Annotated in this window: 13 protein-coding genes; 3 read left to right on the top strand and 10 right to left on the bottom strand. The window is 69.9% G+C overall.

The window, feature by feature from the left end; translation table 11 throughout:
* Positions 1-71 precede the first annotated feature (71 nt).
* Positions 72-1808 carry a 2-isopropylmalate synthase gene (leuA, locus tag O7635_RS10930; protein ID WP_278080298.1) on the top strand — a complete coding sequence of 579 codons (1737 nt, stop codon included), beginning with the start codon at positions 72-74 and terminating at the stop codon, positions 1806-1808.
* Positions 1809-1869: 61 nt separating this feature from the next.
* Here leuA and O7635_RS10925 read toward each other — a convergent pair whose 3' ends face one another.
* A complete protein-coding gene (locus O7635_RS10925) occupies positions 1870-2796 on the bottom strand; it encodes a hypothetical protein (RefSeq protein ID WP_278080297.1) in 927 nt (308 codons plus the stop codon).
* A gap of 49 nt (positions 2797-2845) precedes the next feature.
* A complete protein-coding gene (locus O7635_RS10920; protein ID WP_278080296.1) occupies positions 2846-4330 on the bottom strand; it encodes an MFS transporter in 1485 nt (494 codons plus the stop codon).
* A 121-nt stretch (positions 4331-4451) separates the two neighbouring features.
* Between O7635_RS10920 and O7635_RS10915 the strand changes: the two genes are divergently transcribed.
* A complete protein-coding gene (locus O7635_RS10915) occupies positions 4452-5090 on the top strand; it encodes an HNH endonuclease family protein (RefSeq protein WP_278085440.1) in 639 nt (212 codons plus the stop codon).
* The gene (locus tag O7635_RS10910; protein WP_278085439.1) at positions 4973-5314 is read left to right on the top strand and encodes a hypothetical protein; all 342 of its coding nucleotides are present in this window, start codon (positions 4973-4975) and stop codon (positions 5312-5314) included. Before O7635_RS10915 ends, O7635_RS10910 begins: the two co-directional genes overlap by 118 nt.
* On the opposite strand, the gene O7635_RS10905 is transcribed toward O7635_RS10910, so the two are convergent.
* From O7635_RS10905 to O7635_RS10870, 8 genes are all read right to left on the bottom strand, one after another.
* Positions 5311-6387 carry a dipeptide ABC transporter ATP-binding protein gene (locus tag O7635_RS10905; RefSeq protein ID WP_278080295.1) on the bottom strand — a complete coding sequence of 359 codons (1077 nt, stop codon included), beginning with the start codon at positions 6385-6387 and terminating at the stop codon, positions 5311-5313. The two genes, O7635_RS10910 and O7635_RS10905, sit on opposite strands and share 4 nt — an antisense overlap.
* Positions 6384-7424, bottom strand: coding sequence for an ABC transporter ATP-binding protein (locus O7635_RS10900; RefSeq protein ID WP_278080294.1), 1041 nt, complete (start codon positions 7422-7424; stop codon positions 6384-6386). Before O7635_RS10900 ends, O7635_RS10905 begins: the two co-directional genes overlap by 4 nt.
* Entirely contained in the window at positions 7424-8437 is a 1014-nt protein-coding gene (locus tag O7635_RS10895; RefSeq protein ID WP_278080293.1) for an ABC transporter permease, read from the bottom strand. The genes O7635_RS10900 and O7635_RS10895 overlap by 1 nt, the downstream gene beginning before the upstream one ends.
* A 112-nt stretch (positions 8438-8549) precedes the next feature.
* Positions 8550-10307 carry an ABC transporter substrate-binding protein gene (locus O7635_RS10890; protein WP_278080292.1) on the bottom strand — a complete coding sequence of 586 codons (1758 nt, stop codon included), beginning with the start codon at positions 10305-10307 and terminating at the stop codon, positions 8550-8552.
* Between the two features lie 59 nt (positions 10308-10366).
* Positions 10367-11371 carry an ABC transporter permease gene (locus O7635_RS10885; protein WP_278080291.1) on the bottom strand — a complete coding sequence of 335 codons (1005 nt, stop codon included), beginning with the start codon at positions 11369-11371 and terminating at the stop codon, positions 10367-10369.
* A 480-nt stretch (positions 11372-11851) separates the two neighbouring features.
* Entirely contained in the window at positions 11852-12445 is a 594-nt protein-coding gene (recR, locus tag O7635_RS10880; RefSeq protein WP_278080290.1) for a recombination mediator RecR, read from the bottom strand.
* Positions 12446-12457: 12 nt separating this feature from the next.
* The gene (locus tag O7635_RS10875) at positions 12458-12811 is read right to left on the bottom strand and encodes a YbaB/EbfC family nucleoid-associated protein (protein WP_278085438.1); all 354 of its coding nucleotides are present in this window, start codon (positions 12809-12811) and stop codon (positions 12458-12460) included.
* Positions 12812-12864: 53 nt separating this feature from the next.
* The gene (locus O7635_RS10870) at positions 12865-15987 is read right to left on the bottom strand and encodes a DNA polymerase III subunit gamma and tau (RefSeq protein ID WP_278080289.1); all 3123 of its coding nucleotides are present in this window, start codon (positions 15985-15987) and stop codon (positions 12865-12867) included.
* Positions 15988-16011 lie beyond the last annotated feature (24 nt).

The raw sequence follows: 16011 nt of genomic DNA, 5'->3' as shown, positions 1-16011 counted from the left end.
CTGCACACCGAACCGTTGACCACGCCGCCCGATGGCGCCCATGACTCTCCAGCCTCAGGAGCTCTTCCGCGATGTCTGACGTAGCGTCCGAGAACCCGATCGCCCGCCAACGCGCCAGTCGCATGCCGTTCCAGCGGTACGCGTCGTACCACGAGCAGTTCGGCATCGACCTCCCCGATCGCACCTGGCCCACCCGTCGCATCGAGCGGTCGCCGCGCTGGTGCGCGGTCGACCTGCGCGACGGCAACCAGGCCCTGATCGACCCCATGTCGCCCGAGCGCAAGCGCCGGATGTTCCACCTGCTGGTGGAGATGGGCTACAAGGAGATCGAGGTCGGTTTCCCGTCAGCCAGCCAGACGGACTTCGACTTCGTCCGCCAGCTCATCGAAGACGACATGATCCCCGACGACGTGACGATCCAGGTGCTGACCCAGTGTCGCGAGCACCTGATCGACCGCACGTTCGAGTCGATCCGCGGCGCCAAGCGCGCGATCGTGCACTTCTACAACTCGACCTCGACGCTGCAGCGCCGGGTGGTGTTCGGCCTCGACAGGGACGGCATCACCGACATCGCCACGAGCGGTGCGCGGCTCTGCCAGAAGTATGCGGAGATCCACACCCCGGACACCCAGATCTTCTACGAGTACTCGCCCGAGTCCTACACCGGCACGGAGCTCGAGTACGCGCTGGAGGTCTGCTCCGCCGTCATCGACGTGATCGACCCGACGCCGGACCGCCCGCTGATCATCAATCTGCCGGCGACCGTCGAGATGGCGACGCCCAACGTCTACGCCGACTCGATCGAGTGGATGCACCGCAACCTGCCCCGGCGGGACAGCGTCGTGCTGAGCCTGCACCCGCACAACGACCGTGGCACCGCCGTGGCGGCCGCCGAGCTGGGCGTGCTGGCCGGCGCCGACCGGGTCGAGGGCTGCCTGTTCGGCAACGGCGAGCGCACCGGCAACGTCGACCTGGTCACGCTGGGCCTCAACCTGTTCTCGCAGGGCGTCGACCCGCAGATCGACTTCGGCAACATCGACGAGGTCAAGCGGACCGTCGAATACTGCAACCAGCTGCCCGTGCACGAGCGGCACCCGTACGCCGGTGATCTGGTCTACACCGCCTTCTCCGGCTCGCACCAGGACGCGATCAAGAAGGGCTTCGACGCCCTGGCCACCGACGCCAAGGACGCCGGCGTGCCGATCGACGACTTCACCTGGGGCGTGCCCTACCTGCCGATCGACCCGCGCGACGTGGGCCGCACCTACGAGGCGGTCATCCGGGTCAACTCGCAGTCCGGCAAGGGCGGGGTCGCGTACATCATGAAGGAGGAGCACAACCTCGACCTGCCGCGCCGGCTGCAGATCGAGTTCTCCGGCGTGGTCCAGGCGCACACCGACAGCACGGGCGGCGAGGTCGAGCCCGAGCGGATGTGGGAGATCTTCGCGGCCGAGTACCTCACGCCGCGGTCGAGCGACATCACCCTGCACGGGTACGCCACGGCCACGGTCGACGACAAGGTCGAGGTCGAGGCGACGGTGGGCTACGCCGGCGAGCAGCGCGTGCTGACCGCGGTCGGCAACGGCCCGATCGACGCCTACGTCAACGCCATCCAGACCATGGGCATCCGCGTACGCGTGCTCGACTACGCCGAGCACGCCATGTCCTCGGGCGGCGACGCCCGGGCCGCGGCCTATGTGGAGTGCGACGTCGACGGCACCACCGTCTGGGGCGTCGGCCTCGACCCCAACATCGTCAACGCCTCGATGCGCGCCATCACCAGCGCGGTGAACCGCGCCCGCAAGTAACCGGCGATCCCGGAAAGACCGGAGCCCGGCACCCCGACCATCGGGTGCCGGGCTCCGGCCTTTAGAGCGCGTGGATGTCGAAACGCTCCCACACGCCGATGGCCGTGCGGCTGGCGATCAGCGGCTTCGTCCCGGCCGACTCGGCGGAGACGTACTTACCGTTGATCTTCGCGATCAGGCTCTGCGTGCCATCGGTGTTGCGCACCAACTTGAAGGTCTCCCACGGCCCGACGGCGTCGCGGTTGGCGATCAGCGGCTGGGCGCCGCGCGCCTCGGCGCACACGTATTTGCCGTTGACCAGGGACTTCAGCGCGATCTCGCCGTTGCCGAGATCCTCGACGAAGAAGTGCTCCCACAGCCCGATCTCGGGCCGCTTGGCGATCAGCGGCTTCGTGCCGGCGGAGTCGGCCGACACGTATTGCTGATTGACGTAGGCGAGCACCGGACCCGGGGCGGAGCCGGCGGCGAACCGCCGGAACTTCTCCCAGGGACCCACGGAGTCGCGGTTGGCGTGCAACGGCGCCGCGCCCTTGTTCTCGGCGCTGACGTGTTTGCCGTTGACCTTGTTGCGCAGGCTGATGGTGCCGTCCGAGTTGGGCACGATCCGGAACCGCTGCGCGTCGACGATCTCGTCGGGGTTCTGCGGGGTCGCGGGTTGCCGCCAGCGCAGTGGCTCCGCCTCGCTCACCAAGGTGAGTAGGCTGCCGTTGACCTGGACGATGGCGATGTCACCGTCGCCGGCGTCGCGGAAGGTGAAGTGGGTGCCCTCGGTCTGCGGATCGCGGGCGTTGGGCCACGCCACGTCCCACTCGCCCGGCCAGCTCTCGTAGGCGACATTGACGTAGTGGTAGTTGGCGGCGGCCAGCAGCTGGAACGTGCCCAGCGACGCCGGCGGGGCCGCGGCCTGGGCCGCCGGCGCCACGGCTAGGGCGCCGACCGTCCCGATCAGGGCGGCCGCGAGGACGGCGAGCTTACGAGTGGTTCGCACGCGGGCAGGATAGTTCGACGATCGTTCACGTGCTGCCCCGTGCGCCCGGTCAGCTCTGCCTTGCCCCTTCGTCGACCGGGTGGACCGAATGGTGCGGTGACGTCATGACCGTGACGGCGCGGTGCCAGAGCAGCGACGGCAGGTTGCCGCAGAAGACCAGGGCCAGGCCCGAGCCCACCACCATCAGGCCCGCGCACCAGAGCATCGCCGCGCGGAAGGACGAGGTGAGTTGGGACGGCACCTCGTACGCCTCGCCGGTGAGGTCGACCAGCAGTGGCAGCGCGGCGATCGCGATGAGTGCCCCGGCGCGGGCGGCCGCGTTGTTGACGCCGCTTGCGACGCCCGAGTGCTGCATGCTGACCGCGCCCAGCACGGCGGTGGTCAGCGGGGCCACGAGAGTGACCAGGCCCAGCCCGAACAGCAGCACGCCGGGCAGGACGTCGGTGAGGTAGTTGGTGTCCGGGCCGACGCGGCGGAGCAGGATCACGCCGACCGCGGCGATGAGCGGGCCGATGGTGAGCTGCCATCGCGGGCTGATCCGGGTGGCGAGGTCGCCTGAGCGCGCCGACAGCAGCAGCATCAGCACGGTGGCGGGCAACGTGGCGACGCCGGCTTGGAACGCGTCGTAGCCCGCGACGTTCTGCAGGGTCACCGCCAGGAAGAAGCTCTGGCCGCTGAGGGCGGCGTACACGGCGACGGTATAGAGGTTGAGCACCGAGAAGACGCGGCTGCGGAACAGCGCGGGCGGTGTCATGGCCGCGTCGCCCTTGTGGCGCTCGACGAGCACGAAGCCGACCGCCGACGCCACGCCGACGCCGATCGCCCCGACCACCAACGGCGCGCCCCAGCCGTCGTCGGGCGCCTCGATCAGCGCGAACGTGATGCCCCCGAGCGCGAGGGCGGCGAGCACCGCGCCGGTCACGTCGAACCGGGTGTGCTCCGCGGGCGCGCGGCTCTCGGGGATCCAGCGGGCCGACGCCAGGATGGAGATAACCCCGAGCGGGAGGTTGATCAGGAAGGCCCAGCGCCACGACAGCGCGTCGATCAGGTAGCCGCCGACGAACGGGCCCAGCGCGGTCGAGATCCCCGAGAAGCCGGACCAGAGCCCGATGGCCCGTCCCCGGTCGTCGGCCTGGAACGAGGCCTGGATGATCGCCAGCGATCCGGGGGTGAGCAGCGCGGCGCCGGCGCCCTGCAGGAAACGGGCGCCGATCAGCATGCCGATCGTCGGGGCGAGCGCGCACAGCAGCGACGCCACGGTAAACCAGACGATGCCCAGCACGAAGACCCTTCGGCGGCCGAGCCGGTCGCCGAGCGAGCCGCCCAGCAGGACGAACGCCGCCAGCGTGAGCAGGTAGCCGTTGACGGTCCACTGGAGACCGGCGACGGTCGAGCCCAGGTCGGCGCCGATGTGCGGCAGCGCGACGTTGACGATCGTGCCGTCCAGAAAGGCGATTCCGGAGGCCAGGATGGTTGCGAAGAGCACGCCACGACCGGCGGAGGACTTGAGCCGCAGTGGCGTGGGGACGGTCATGTGCCCAATCTGCCCCGCGCGATCACGGACTACCACCGAATCGCCGAAAGCACTCGGGGTTCTGGCCTGGGTTGCGCGGGGACTGCACGCTTAGGTCGTGCGTACCCCCCGCATTGTCCTCATGGTCCTGCTCCTGGCCGGCGCCGCCGGTTGCGTCCCGATCGAGCCCGGCGCGCCTGGCCCGAGCGCCAACGGCACCAGCGCCACCCAGTCGACCCGGTTGCTCGACCAGTTGACCGTCGCCCGCGCGGGCTCGATGAAGGGCTACAGCCGCGACCGGTTCCCGCACTGGCGCCGGGCCGGCGAGAACTGTGACGTCCGCGACACGGTGCTCAAGCGCGACGGCACGGGCGTCGAGGGGGCTGGCTGCAACGTGGTCGGCGGGCGATGGGACAGCGTCTACGACAACCGGGTGCTGACCGATCCGTCCGACGTGGACATCGACCACATGGTGCCGCTCGCCAACGCCTGGCGGTCCGGCGCCGACGAGTGGGACGACAAGCGGCGCGGTGACTTCGCCAACGACCTTGACCGGCCGCAGCTGATCGCGGTTTCGCTGCAGAGCAACCGGGCAAAGGGTGACCAGGACCCGTCGCAGTGGAAGCCGAGCAGGCGCGACTTCTGGTGCGAATATGCCCAGGACTGGATCGCCGTCAAGCACTACTGGAAGCTGACGGTGACCAGTGCGGAGAAGGACGCGCTAGCCGACATGCTGGAGACCTGCCCATGGCCGAGCCAAGCACTAAGCAGTCCGATCTGACCGCCGGCCCCGGCGGCGTGATGACCGACGAGGTCGGCGTCGTGACCGGCGACCTGACGCTGCGCACCGAGCTGACCGACGGCACCGTCGTGCTGCGCGTTCAATACAAGGACGCGGCCGAGTGGTACACGGTGACCGGCGGCAAGGCCGGCCTGAAGGATCCGGCCGACCTCGACGCCGTGCACTCGATCGCGCTCGGCCTGCTCAACCGCCCCGAGGGCTAGACAGCAGCCTTGCTGCGGCCGGCGACTTCCTCGTCGTCGGCCACCGGGAAGTGGCAGGCCGTCTGGTGGCCCGGCAGGTCGCCCGGCCGCACGACCAGCGGCGGCTCCTCCGTGGCGCAGATGTCCTGGGCCTTCCAGCAGCGCGTGCGGAACCGGCAGCCGGACGGCGGATCGATGGGGCTCGGCACGTCGCCGGTGAGCAGCACCCGCTCGCGCTTGTTGCTCTCGCGCCGACGCGGGTTGGGCACCGGAACCGCCGACATCAACGCCACGGTGTACGGGTGCCGCGGGTTGCGGTAGAGCGACTCGCGGTCGGCCAACTCGACGATCTTGCCGAGGTACATGACCGCGACCCGGTCCGAGATGTGCCGCACCACCGACAGGTCGTGCGCGATGACCACATAGGTCAGGCCGAGCTCCTCCTGGAGGTCCTCCAGCAGGTTGACGACCTGGGCCTGAATCGACACGTCGAGCGCCGAGACCGGCTCGTCGGCCACGATCAGCTTCGGCTTGAGGGCGAGCGTACGGGCTATGCCGATGCGCTGCCGCTGGCCGCCGGAGAACTCGTGCGGGTAGCGGTTGTAGTGCTCCGGGTTGAGGCCGACCAGCTTGAGCAGGTCCTGCACGGCGCGCTTGACGCCGTGCGGGGTCTTGACGCCCTGGATCTGGAACGGCGCGCCGACGATCGTGCCGACCGTGTGCCGCGGGTTCAGCGACGAGTACGGGTCCTGGAAGATCATCTGCATGTCGCGCCGGTAGGGCCGCATGGCGCCGGTGCTGAGGTGCGAGATGTCCGAGCCGTCGAACCTGATGCGGCCGGCGGTCGGCTCGGCCAGCCGGGTGATCAGCCGGCCCGTGGTGCTCTTGCCGCAACCCGACTCACCGACGAGGCCGAGGGTCTCGCCCTTGAAGACCTCGAAGTCGATGCCGTCGACGGCCTTGACCGCGGCGACCTGGCGCTTGAAGAGACCCTTGGTGATCGGGAAGTGCTTCTGCAGCCCCTCGACCGAAAGCAGCGCCTCTTGCTTCGGGGTCTGCGTGGTCACGCCTTCCCGGGCGATGCTCTCCGTCATGATGTTGCCTCCATCTTGGGACGGACCTGCTCCTGCCAGATCCGCTTGCGCTCGGCCACCGGCAGGTGGCAGCGCACGAGGTGGCCCCGGCCGGACTCGACGAGCTCCGGGACCTCCGTCCGGCCCAGCCCGCCGGTCTGCGGCTCGTAGGCGCAGCGCGGGTGGAACGCGCAGCCCGACGGCACGTTGATCAGCGAGGGCGGGTTGCCCTTGATCGGCATGAGCCGGTTGGTCACGCCACGGTCGAGCCGTGGCATCGAGCCGAGCAGACCCCAGGTGTACGGGTGCTCGGGCTCCTCGAAGATGGTCACGGCCGAGCCGTACTCGACGCACTTGCCGCCGTACATGACCAGCACGTCGTCGGCGAGCTCGGCGACCACACCGAGGTCGTGGGTGATGATGATCAGCGCGGAGTTGAACTCCTGCTGCAGGTCCCGCATGAGGTCGAGGATCTGCGCCTGCACCGTCACGTCGAGCGCCGTCGTCGGCTCGTCGGCGATCAGCAGCTCGGGGTCGCAGGAGAGCGCCATCGCGATCATGGCGCGCTGCCGCATGCCGCCCGAGAACTGGTGCGGGTAGTCGTCGACCCGGCGGTTCGGCTGCGGAATGCCGACCCGGCCCAGCATGTCGATGGCGTGCTTCTTGGCGACCGCCTTGGACACGTTGTTGTGCACCCGGTAGGCCTCGATGATCTGGTGACCGACCGTGTAGTACGGGTGCATCGACGACAGCGGATCCTGGAAGATCATCGCCATCCGGCGGCCGCGCATCTTGCGCACGGTCTCCGGGTCGGCGTTGACGATGTCGGTGCCGTCGAGCGAGATCTGGCCGGACACCCGGGCATTGCGCTTGTTGTGCAGGCCCAGGATGCCCAGGCTCGTCACCGACTTGCCGGAGCCGGACTCGCCGACGATGCCGAGCGTCTTGCCGCGCTCCAGCGAGAACGTCAGGCCGTCGACGGACTTGACCAGGCCGTCGTCGGTCGGGAAGTGGATGCGCAGGTCCCGCACATCGAGGAAGGCATCTGGAGCAGGCATCAGGCCAGCCTCACCCTCGGGTCGATGACCGCGTACACCACGTCCACGATCAGGTTTGCGATGACGACGAAGCCCGCGGCGAAGATGACGAAACCCATCACCTTGGGCATGTCGTTGGCGTTGATGGCGTCGATCGCGTACTTGCCGATGCCCGGCAGCGAGAAGGTGCTCTCGGTGAGCACCGCGCCACCCATCAGCAGGCCGACGTCGAGGCCGAAGATGGTCGCGATCGGGGTGAGCGCCGCGCGCAGGCCGTGCCTGGTCACGACCGTCCGTTCCCGGAGTCCCTTGGCCCGCGCCGTGCGGATGTAGTCCTCACCCATCGTCTCGAGCATGCCCGCCCGCGTCAGCCGGGCGTAGGCCGCGGAGAACAGCAGGGCGAGCGTGATCCAGGGCAACAACAGGCTGTACGCCCATTCGCCGGGATTCTGCTCGATCGGTGTGTAGGCGCCACCGGGCTTGGTCCAGTGGAGCGTGTAGCTGAAGATGACCAGCGAGACCAGGCCGGTCCAGAAGATCGGCAGCGAGACGCCGCCGAGCGCGACGCCCATGGCGAGCCGGTCGAAGATACTGCCCCGCTTGAGGGCGGACAGCACGCCGGTGGCCACACCGAAGATCACCCAGATGATCGCCGCGCCGAAGGCGAGTGACGCGGTGACCGGCAGGCGGTCGAGGATGTCCGGCAGCACCGGGTTACGACCGATGAAGGAGTAACCCAGGCACGGCGCGGGGCAGTGCGCCTGCGTGGCGCCGAACGCGAAGTCGCGCCCGACGAAGATGGCCCGCAGCCAGTCCCAGTACTGCATGAAGAAGGGGTCGGTCAGGCCGAGCCCTTTCGCCGCCTCGGCCACCTGCTCCGGGTTGGCCGTGCGGCCGACGTAGCGGGAGGCCAGGTCCTCGGCGGAGCCGCCGGCCCAGCGTGGCACCAGGTAGAAGATGCCGAAAGTGATCATGCTGACGATGACCAGTGTCAGCACGGCGCCGAAGAGACGCCGGATGATGTACGCGACCACGGAGTTCGGCTCCGGCAGCCGGCCCGCCCCATACCGGGACGGGCCGGCCGCCGCTCGCCTTCACCTACCTCACTTGGGGTGCTTGCTAACCAAGGGGTTTAGCGCTGACGGATTACTGGACGCCCATCGACAGGTAGTCGTACTGGCCGTACGCGTCGTTGACGAAGACGTTGGTGGTGTTCTTCGAACGCACCGTGACCTGCTTGGCCCAGACGCCCGGCAGGATCACCGCCTCCTCCATGACCCGCTTGTCGATGGCGCCCCAGAGCGCGTCCCGCTTGGCGGTGTCGGTCTCGGCGATCGCCTGGTCAATCATGTTGTTGACCTCGGGGATGTTGACGCTCAGGTTGGACGAGCCACCGGTCTCCCGGATGACCCGGCCGTCGACGATCTGCGACAGGAAGCCGAAGCCGTCGTTCCAGTCCGCGGCCCAGCTGTTGACCATCAGGCCGAGGTTGTTGGAGTTGCGGTAGCTCGGCTTGCCCGCGTACAGCGCGAAGTAGTCACCGGTCGGGAACGGCTTGAGCGTGAGCTTGATGCCGACCCGGCCCAGGGACTGCTGCAGCGCCTCGGCGGTCGCCTTCTCCTTCGGACGCTCGGCCCGGTAGGCGATGTTGGTCTCGAAACCGTTCGGCGAGCCACAGGCCTGCAGAGCGGCCTTCGCCTTGTCGAGGTCACCCTTGTTGTCCGCGCCGGCCGACCACACGTCGAGCTTCTGGAAGCCCGGGAGCTGCGGCGGGAGGAGGCCCGTCGCGATCTCGCCGCCGGCCTGGGGGCCGCCGTACGCCGTCTGGTAGGTGGTGCGGTCCGCCGCGTACTCCACGGCCTTGCGGCACTCGATGTTCTTGAACGCCGGGACGTTCGGGTTGATCGAGACGTAGTTCAGACGCGCGCTGAGCGGGTTGTCGGCGCGGGCCTTGATGTCCGGGGTGCCGAGCACGCGGGACAGAGCCGCGGGCTGCACACCGGTGCCGGCGATGTCGACGTCGAGGGAACCGTCGATGATCTGGTTGTCGATGTCGTCGGCGTTGGCGCCGATCGTCACGTCGTACGCGTCGGGCAGAGCCTTGCGGTTCGGGTCGGTGGACTGGTCCCACTGGTCGTTGCGGACCAGCTTGAAGCCCTTACCGGCCGAGTAGCTCTCGAACTTGTAGGGGCCCGAGGAGACCACGTGCTCCTTGTACTTGGCGCCCGTGTCCTTCGCGGCCGGGACCGGCGCGGTGGCCGGGATCTGCGCGAAGTAGTCGAAGCCACCGAACGGCTTGTTCAGCTTGAACACGATGGTCTGGTCGTCCGGCGTGTCGATCGCCGGGTTGTCCTGACCCTTGCTCGAGTAGGGGCCCTTGTAGCCCTTGAGGTCGAGGAAGTCGTTGAAGTAGGTCGGGCCGTTGACCAGCGTGGCCTTCTCCAGCGAACGCGACACACCGTATTCGACGTCCTTCGACGTGATCGGGGTGCCGTCCTCGAACTTCAGACCCTGACGCAGCTTGTACGTCCAGACCTTGCCGCCCTCGCTGGGCACGCCCAGGCCTTCGGCGAGGTCACCGGTCAGCTCGCTGCTGGTCTTGCCCGGGCCGACCTTGAACATGGTCAGCGAACGGGTGTAGAGGCGGGCGAGGTTCCACGACAGACCGTAGTACGTGTCGCCGGGGTCGACCGAGTCCCAGTCCGACGAGATGGCCATCTTCAACGTGCCACCCTTCTTGTCAGAAGGGTTGAACACCTTGCCGTTGGCGGCGTCGAACGCGGCGGTGGTGGTGCCGCCACCGCTGCTGTCGGTGTTGGTTTCCGTGCCCCCGCCGCCACAGGCGGCGAGCGCGAGGGCGGCTGCGACGCCAACGGCGACGCCAGTCACCATCCTTCTCTTCATCTACTAGCTCCCCTTCGTTGAGAGGTGGTGGGGCTTCGGGGGGTATTTCCGTTGCGAGCTCATCGCGTCTTTGGGTCGAGCGCGTCGCGGAGGCCGTCTCCGAAGAGGTTGAAGGCCAGCACGGTGATGAAGATCGCCAGGCCCGGCCAGAACATGAAGTGCGGCATCGTGTAGTAGCGCACCGCCTCGCTGAGCATCCCGCCCCAGGTCGCCGTCGGAGGCCGGATGCCGACGCCCAGGAAGGACAGGCCGGCCTCGAACAGGATGTTGGTCGGGATGAGCAGCGTCGCGTAGATCAGGATCGGCGCCACCAGGTTCGGCAGCAGCTCCTTGCGCAGGATGTAGCCGCTGCGCGCACCGAGGCTGCGCGACGCGTCGACGAACTCGCGTTCGCGTAACGAAAGCGTCTGGCCACGCACGATGCGCGCCATGTAGCCCCAGTTAAAGAAGCCGATAATGAAGATCAACAGGACTATTCGCAGCGTGTCGCCGGAGAGCCCGAACGCCTTGTCCGGGATGACGCCGGCGAGCGCGATCGCGAACACCAGGATCGGGAACGCCAGGAACAGGTCCATCGCCCGGCTGATCACCCAGTCGACCCAGCCGCCGAGGTAACCGGCGATGACGCCGAGCGTCGCGCCGATGACCACCGAGAGCAGCGTGGCGAGGAAGGCGATGAGCAGCGAGATCCGGGCGCCGTAGAGCACGCGGCTGAAGATGTCGCGGCCGAACGGCGGCTCGACACCCATCAGGTGCTTGGAGTCGAACGCACCGAACGGGAACGTCGACGTGGGCGCCTGGGTCGTCGGGTCCATCGTCTCCTGATGGAACGAGTTGGGGTCGTAACCCCACGCGTTGACGATGAGCGGCGCGAAGATGGCGATCAGGATCAACAGAATGATCACGATGCCGCCGGCCATGGCGGCCTTGTCCCGCTTGAGCCGGCGCCAGGCGATCTGGCCTAGGGAGCGTCCTTCGATCGCCTTCTGGGAACCCTCGGCCTCAGCCGGCGGCTCCCCGACAGGGACCTGATCGGAAATGGACGCGTCGGGGCCAACGACCATCAGTTGCCCGGTCCTTTCCCCGGCCGCCGCGCGCAGGTGACCGTGCGGCCCGCAGCACGGGCCGGCCCCCGCCGCGTCGACAACCGATCGGTTGGCGCGTACGTGGAGAGTTCGTGATGACCGCCCGACTGGGGTGAGCCGAACGGGCGCGCGAACGTCAGCGACGTGGTGCCGCTGCGTACCGAACTTTTTCTCGCGTCGTCGCTCAGCGTCAAGGGCGGGCGGTGGGCGTAACCAACTTCAGGCCTGCCCGTAATGACAATGTGACCTGCCAACTCGGAACCTCGGGTAATCGGGGGATGACGCTGTGCCCGGACGTGAGAACGTCTTCGGTGTGACGGTCAGCCTGGCACACGGTTCGGCCGGTGTCACACCGGCCCCCGGTCTCGAAGCGGACAGCTTGCCCCGATATGCCCTATGAGTGGCTTTCAGAGTGTCTATTTCGCAGTGATTTGTGGCGTGTGGCGGCGGCTTAGTGACTCAGACCGCACGTCGGCCCTCGAAGGCCCGGCCCAAGGTGATCTCGTCGGCGTACTCCAGGTCGCCACCCACCGGCAGTCCGCTGGCCAGCCGGGTCACGTCGATGCCCATGGGCTTGACCAGGAGGGCGATGTAGGTCGCTGTGGCCTCACCCTCGGTATTCGGGTCGGTGGCCAGGATGAGCTCCTTGACCTCGCCCGAGCCGAGGCGGCTCATCAGCTCGCGGACCCGCAGGTTGTCGGGGCCGATGCCCTCGAGCGGGTTGATCGCGCCGCCGAGCACGTGGTAGCGGCCGCGGAACTCGCCGGTGCGCTCGATCGCCACGACGTCCTTGGGCTCTTCGACAACGCAGAGCACCTCGTTCGTGCGCCGCGGGTCACGGCAGATCCGGCACTGCTCGGACTCGGCGACGTTGAAGCAGGTGGTGCAGAAGCGGACCTGGTCCTTGACCCGGTTGAGCACCGTGGCCAGCCGGGTGACGTCGGCCGGGTCGGCCGAGAGGATGTGGAACGCGATCCGCTGGGCGCTCTTCGGCCCGACGCCGGGCAGGCGGCCCAGCTCGTCGATCAGGTCCTGGATCGCGCCTTCGTACACGGCGGTTTCCTTTTAGAAGCCGGGCAGGCCGAGGCCGCCCATCCCGCCGCTGACCGGGCCCATCTTCTCCTCGGTGAGGGCACGGACCGCCTCGGTGCCGTTGCGCAGCGCGGCCAGCACCAGGTCTTCGAGGGTCTCGACGTCGTCCGCGTCGACCGCCTTGGGGTCGATCTTGACCGCCTGGACCTCACCGGTGCCGCTGAGCGTGACCGTGACCAGACCGCCGCCGGCCGTGCCGGTCACCTCGGCCTCGGCGAGCTCGGCCTGCGCGTCGGCGATCTGCTGCTGCATCTTCTGCGCCTGCTTCATCAGCTGCTGCAGGTTGGGCTGTCCACCGGGGCGCACGGGAGACTCCTTCGTCCGAATCCGTCGGTCACTTAAGAGAGTAGTGGGGTGATCCGGCCCACCGCTGGCCAGGCCTACTTGAGATCGATCTCACCGATCCGCTCGGCGCCGAGAGCCTCCTGCAACAGGGCGAACGCCTGCTGTTCACTGCTCTGCCGCGCGGTCTTCTCGTCGATCACCTCGTCGGTCGGCTCGTCGCCCGGGTCGAATCCCTCGAAGCGGACCTTGCCCGGGTTGTCGTAGTCCGGGTCGAAGGGCGGCTCCCCCGCCCAGTCGGCGTCGGCCGCGGGTTGGGTCGCGGTGGGGGCAGCGGCCGGGGTGGCGGCCCTGGCGCGGTTGGCGGCGGCCCGGGCCGCCGCCCGGGCCGCGGCGGCCGCGCCACCGCTGGTCGGGGCTGGTGTCGGATTCGGCGTCGGTCGAGCGGGGGCGGCCGTAGGGGCCGGCTGGGTCGGCACCGCGGTCGGGGTGGCCGCGCGGTTGTCGACGGGGGCCGGCCGGTCGGGCGCGGTGGCGCTGATCGGTGGTGCGGGCGCGGCGACGGCAACGCCGCTGGCCACCGCGCTGGCCGCGAACGCGACCCGGTCGCCGTCACCGGCGCGGTCGGCGCCGGAAGCGGGGATCGCCGCGATCTCAGGCCAGTCGGAGTCGTCCGCCGGGCCGGCCGCCGGCCCACCCGGCTGCGCCGTCTCGGGCCAGTCCTCTTCCACCTCAGGCGCAGCGACCGCGGCCGACCGCGCGACATCGCGCCGGTCCGAACCCCCACGCGGCTCCGCCCGACGACCACCGTCGTCGCGCCTGGACCCAGCGGCGCTGGCCGGCGCGGACCCGCCACCGGCAGCGCGACCGTCAGTCACGGCCTCGGCGCTGCCTAGGCCGCGATCGCGTGCGGACGCATCGCCAGAAGCGCGACCGTCGCGGGCGGTGGCGCCGATCGGCGTGCCGCCGTCTTCGCGGGCGCTCTGCTCCGCCTTGATTGCCATGCCCGAGTCACGCGGAGGCTCGGTGGACGCGCCATCGCCCGGCGCCGGGTGATCCGGTTGGCCGGCCGGGTGGTCGTCGTCGGAGGAGCGGTCGCCGGATGCGCCGCTGTCGCCGTGGGCGTTGGACGAGCGTTCGCGCCCGCCTCGGCGGTCCTGGCCCGGGGTGCGGCCACCGGCTGCCGGCGCGCTGTCGCCCTGGTCGCGGGCCACGTTGGTCGGGGTGCGGCCACCGGCCGCCGGCGCGCCGGCGCCCTGGTCGCGGGCCGCGGGGCTCGGCCGGGCCGGCGCGGGGCCGCCGCCCGCCCGCTCGTCGCCGGCCAGCTCGCAGCGGATCTGCCACCGGCTGCCGAGCACCTCGTAGGCCGCGTCTGACACCGGCTCGGCGTTTTCCGCCAGCGTGCGGGCGTGGAACTGGTGGCGGAAGGTCAGCACCAGCGTGTCGCCGTCGATGTCGCGGACCGTGGCCTCGCTGGCCAGCGCGGCGATCCGCTTGTTGGTGACGCGGACCATGGTGACGATCTCGTCCCACACCCGGCGGACGGCGGCCGCGTCGAGCGCGCCCGGGCCGCCGGCATCCGGGATGACCGGGTCCGGCGTGGCCGGATCGGCCATCACACCCTGCGGCGGCACGCGCCGCGGCGGCTGATCGGCTTCCACCGGCACCGGCTCGTCGTCTTCGGCGGGCACGACTCGGGTGCGCCGGGGGTCGCCGCCCGCCTGCGCCGCGCCGGGCGGCTCAGCGGACACGACTCGGGTGCGCCGGGCGTCGCCGCCCGCCTGCGCCGCGCCGGGCGGCTCAGCGGGATCGACCTCGGCGACCGCGCCACCGGCGGGAGCCGCAAGCTCATCCGCCGGGGTGGCCTCAGCGGCAGGGCCGACCCGGGTGACGCGCTCCGCCCGGGCGCCGCGGCTGGCCGCCGCGGCGGCGGCCGCGCGAGCCGCGGCCGCGCCGCCGCCGGCCGGCGCCGGGCCGGCCGGCCGCGGGGTGCTGGGCTCGGCCAGCACGGCCGGGCCGGAATCCTCGGGCTCGTCCTCGGCGTAGCTCTGCTCACCCGCGATCGACAGCCGGCGCTCCATGCGCTCGAGCCGCTGCAGCAGCCCGCTCTCCGCCTTGTCGGCGGACGGCAGCAGCATGCGGGCCGCGATCAGCTCGAGCAGCAGGCGCGGCGCGGTGGTGCCGCGCATCTCGATCAGGCCGTTGTGCACGATGTCGGCGCAGCGGGACAGGGTGGCCGGACCGAGCCGCGCGGCCTGGGCGTTCATCCGCTCGAGCTGGTCGGCCGGGCCGTCGATCAGGCCCTTGGCCGCGGCCTCCGGGACCTGCTGCATGACGATCAGGTCGCGCAGCCGCTCGAGCAGGTCGGACGCGAAGCGGCGCGGGTCGTGGCCGGCCTCGGCGACCCGGTCGATCGTCGCGTAGGCGGCGGAGCCGTCGCCGGCGGCCAGCGCGTCGCACATCTCGTCGATCAGCGCGGCGTCGGTGACACCCAGCAGCGCCACCGCCCGCGCGTAGCTCACGCCCTCCGGCCCGGCGCCGGCGAACAGCTGGTCGAGCACGGAGAGGGTGTCGCGGAAGCTGCCGCCACCGGCCCGGACCACCAGCGGGAACACCGCCGGCTCGACCTTGACGTTTTCGCTCGACGCGAGCTGCTCGATGTAGGGCCGCAGGACGCTCGGCGGATACAGCCGGAAGGGGTAATGGTGGGTCCGCGACCTGATCGTGCCGAGCACCTTGTCGGGCTCGGTGGTCGCGAAGATGAACTTGACGTAGTCCGGCGGCTCTTCGACCAACTTGAGCAGGGCGTTGAAGCCCTGGGGCGACACCATGTGCGCCTCGTCGATCACGTAGATCTTGAAGCGGCTGGACGCGGGGGCGAAGAAGGCGCGTTCGCGCAGCTCACGGGCGTCATCGACGCCGCCGTGGCTGGCCGCGTCGATCTCGATCACGTCGATCGAGCCGGGACCGTCGGGCGCCAGGGACCGGCAGGACTCACAGACCCCACAGGGCTCGGGAGTGGGCCCACGCTCGCAGTTGAGGGAGCGGGCGAGGATGCGGGCACTGGAGGTCTTGCCGCAGCCGCGCGGCCCGGAGAACAGGTAGGCATGGTGGAGCCGGCCGCTGCGCAAGGCCTGCGACAACGGCTCGGTGACATGCTCCTGGCCGACCATCTCGACGAATGTCCGCGGCCGGTATTTGCGGTAGAGCGCGAGCGCCACGAGTCCCCTCCCCAACGGCGTTCA

The sequence above is a fragment of the Asanoa sp. WMMD1127 genome (genome assembly GCF_029626225.1).
GTDB lineage: Bacteria > Actinomycetota > Actinomycetes > Mycobacteriales > Micromonosporaceae > Asanoa.
The sequence above is the reverse complement of the archived record's forward strand: the minus strand, read 5'-3'. Positions and strand labels throughout refer to the sequence as shown.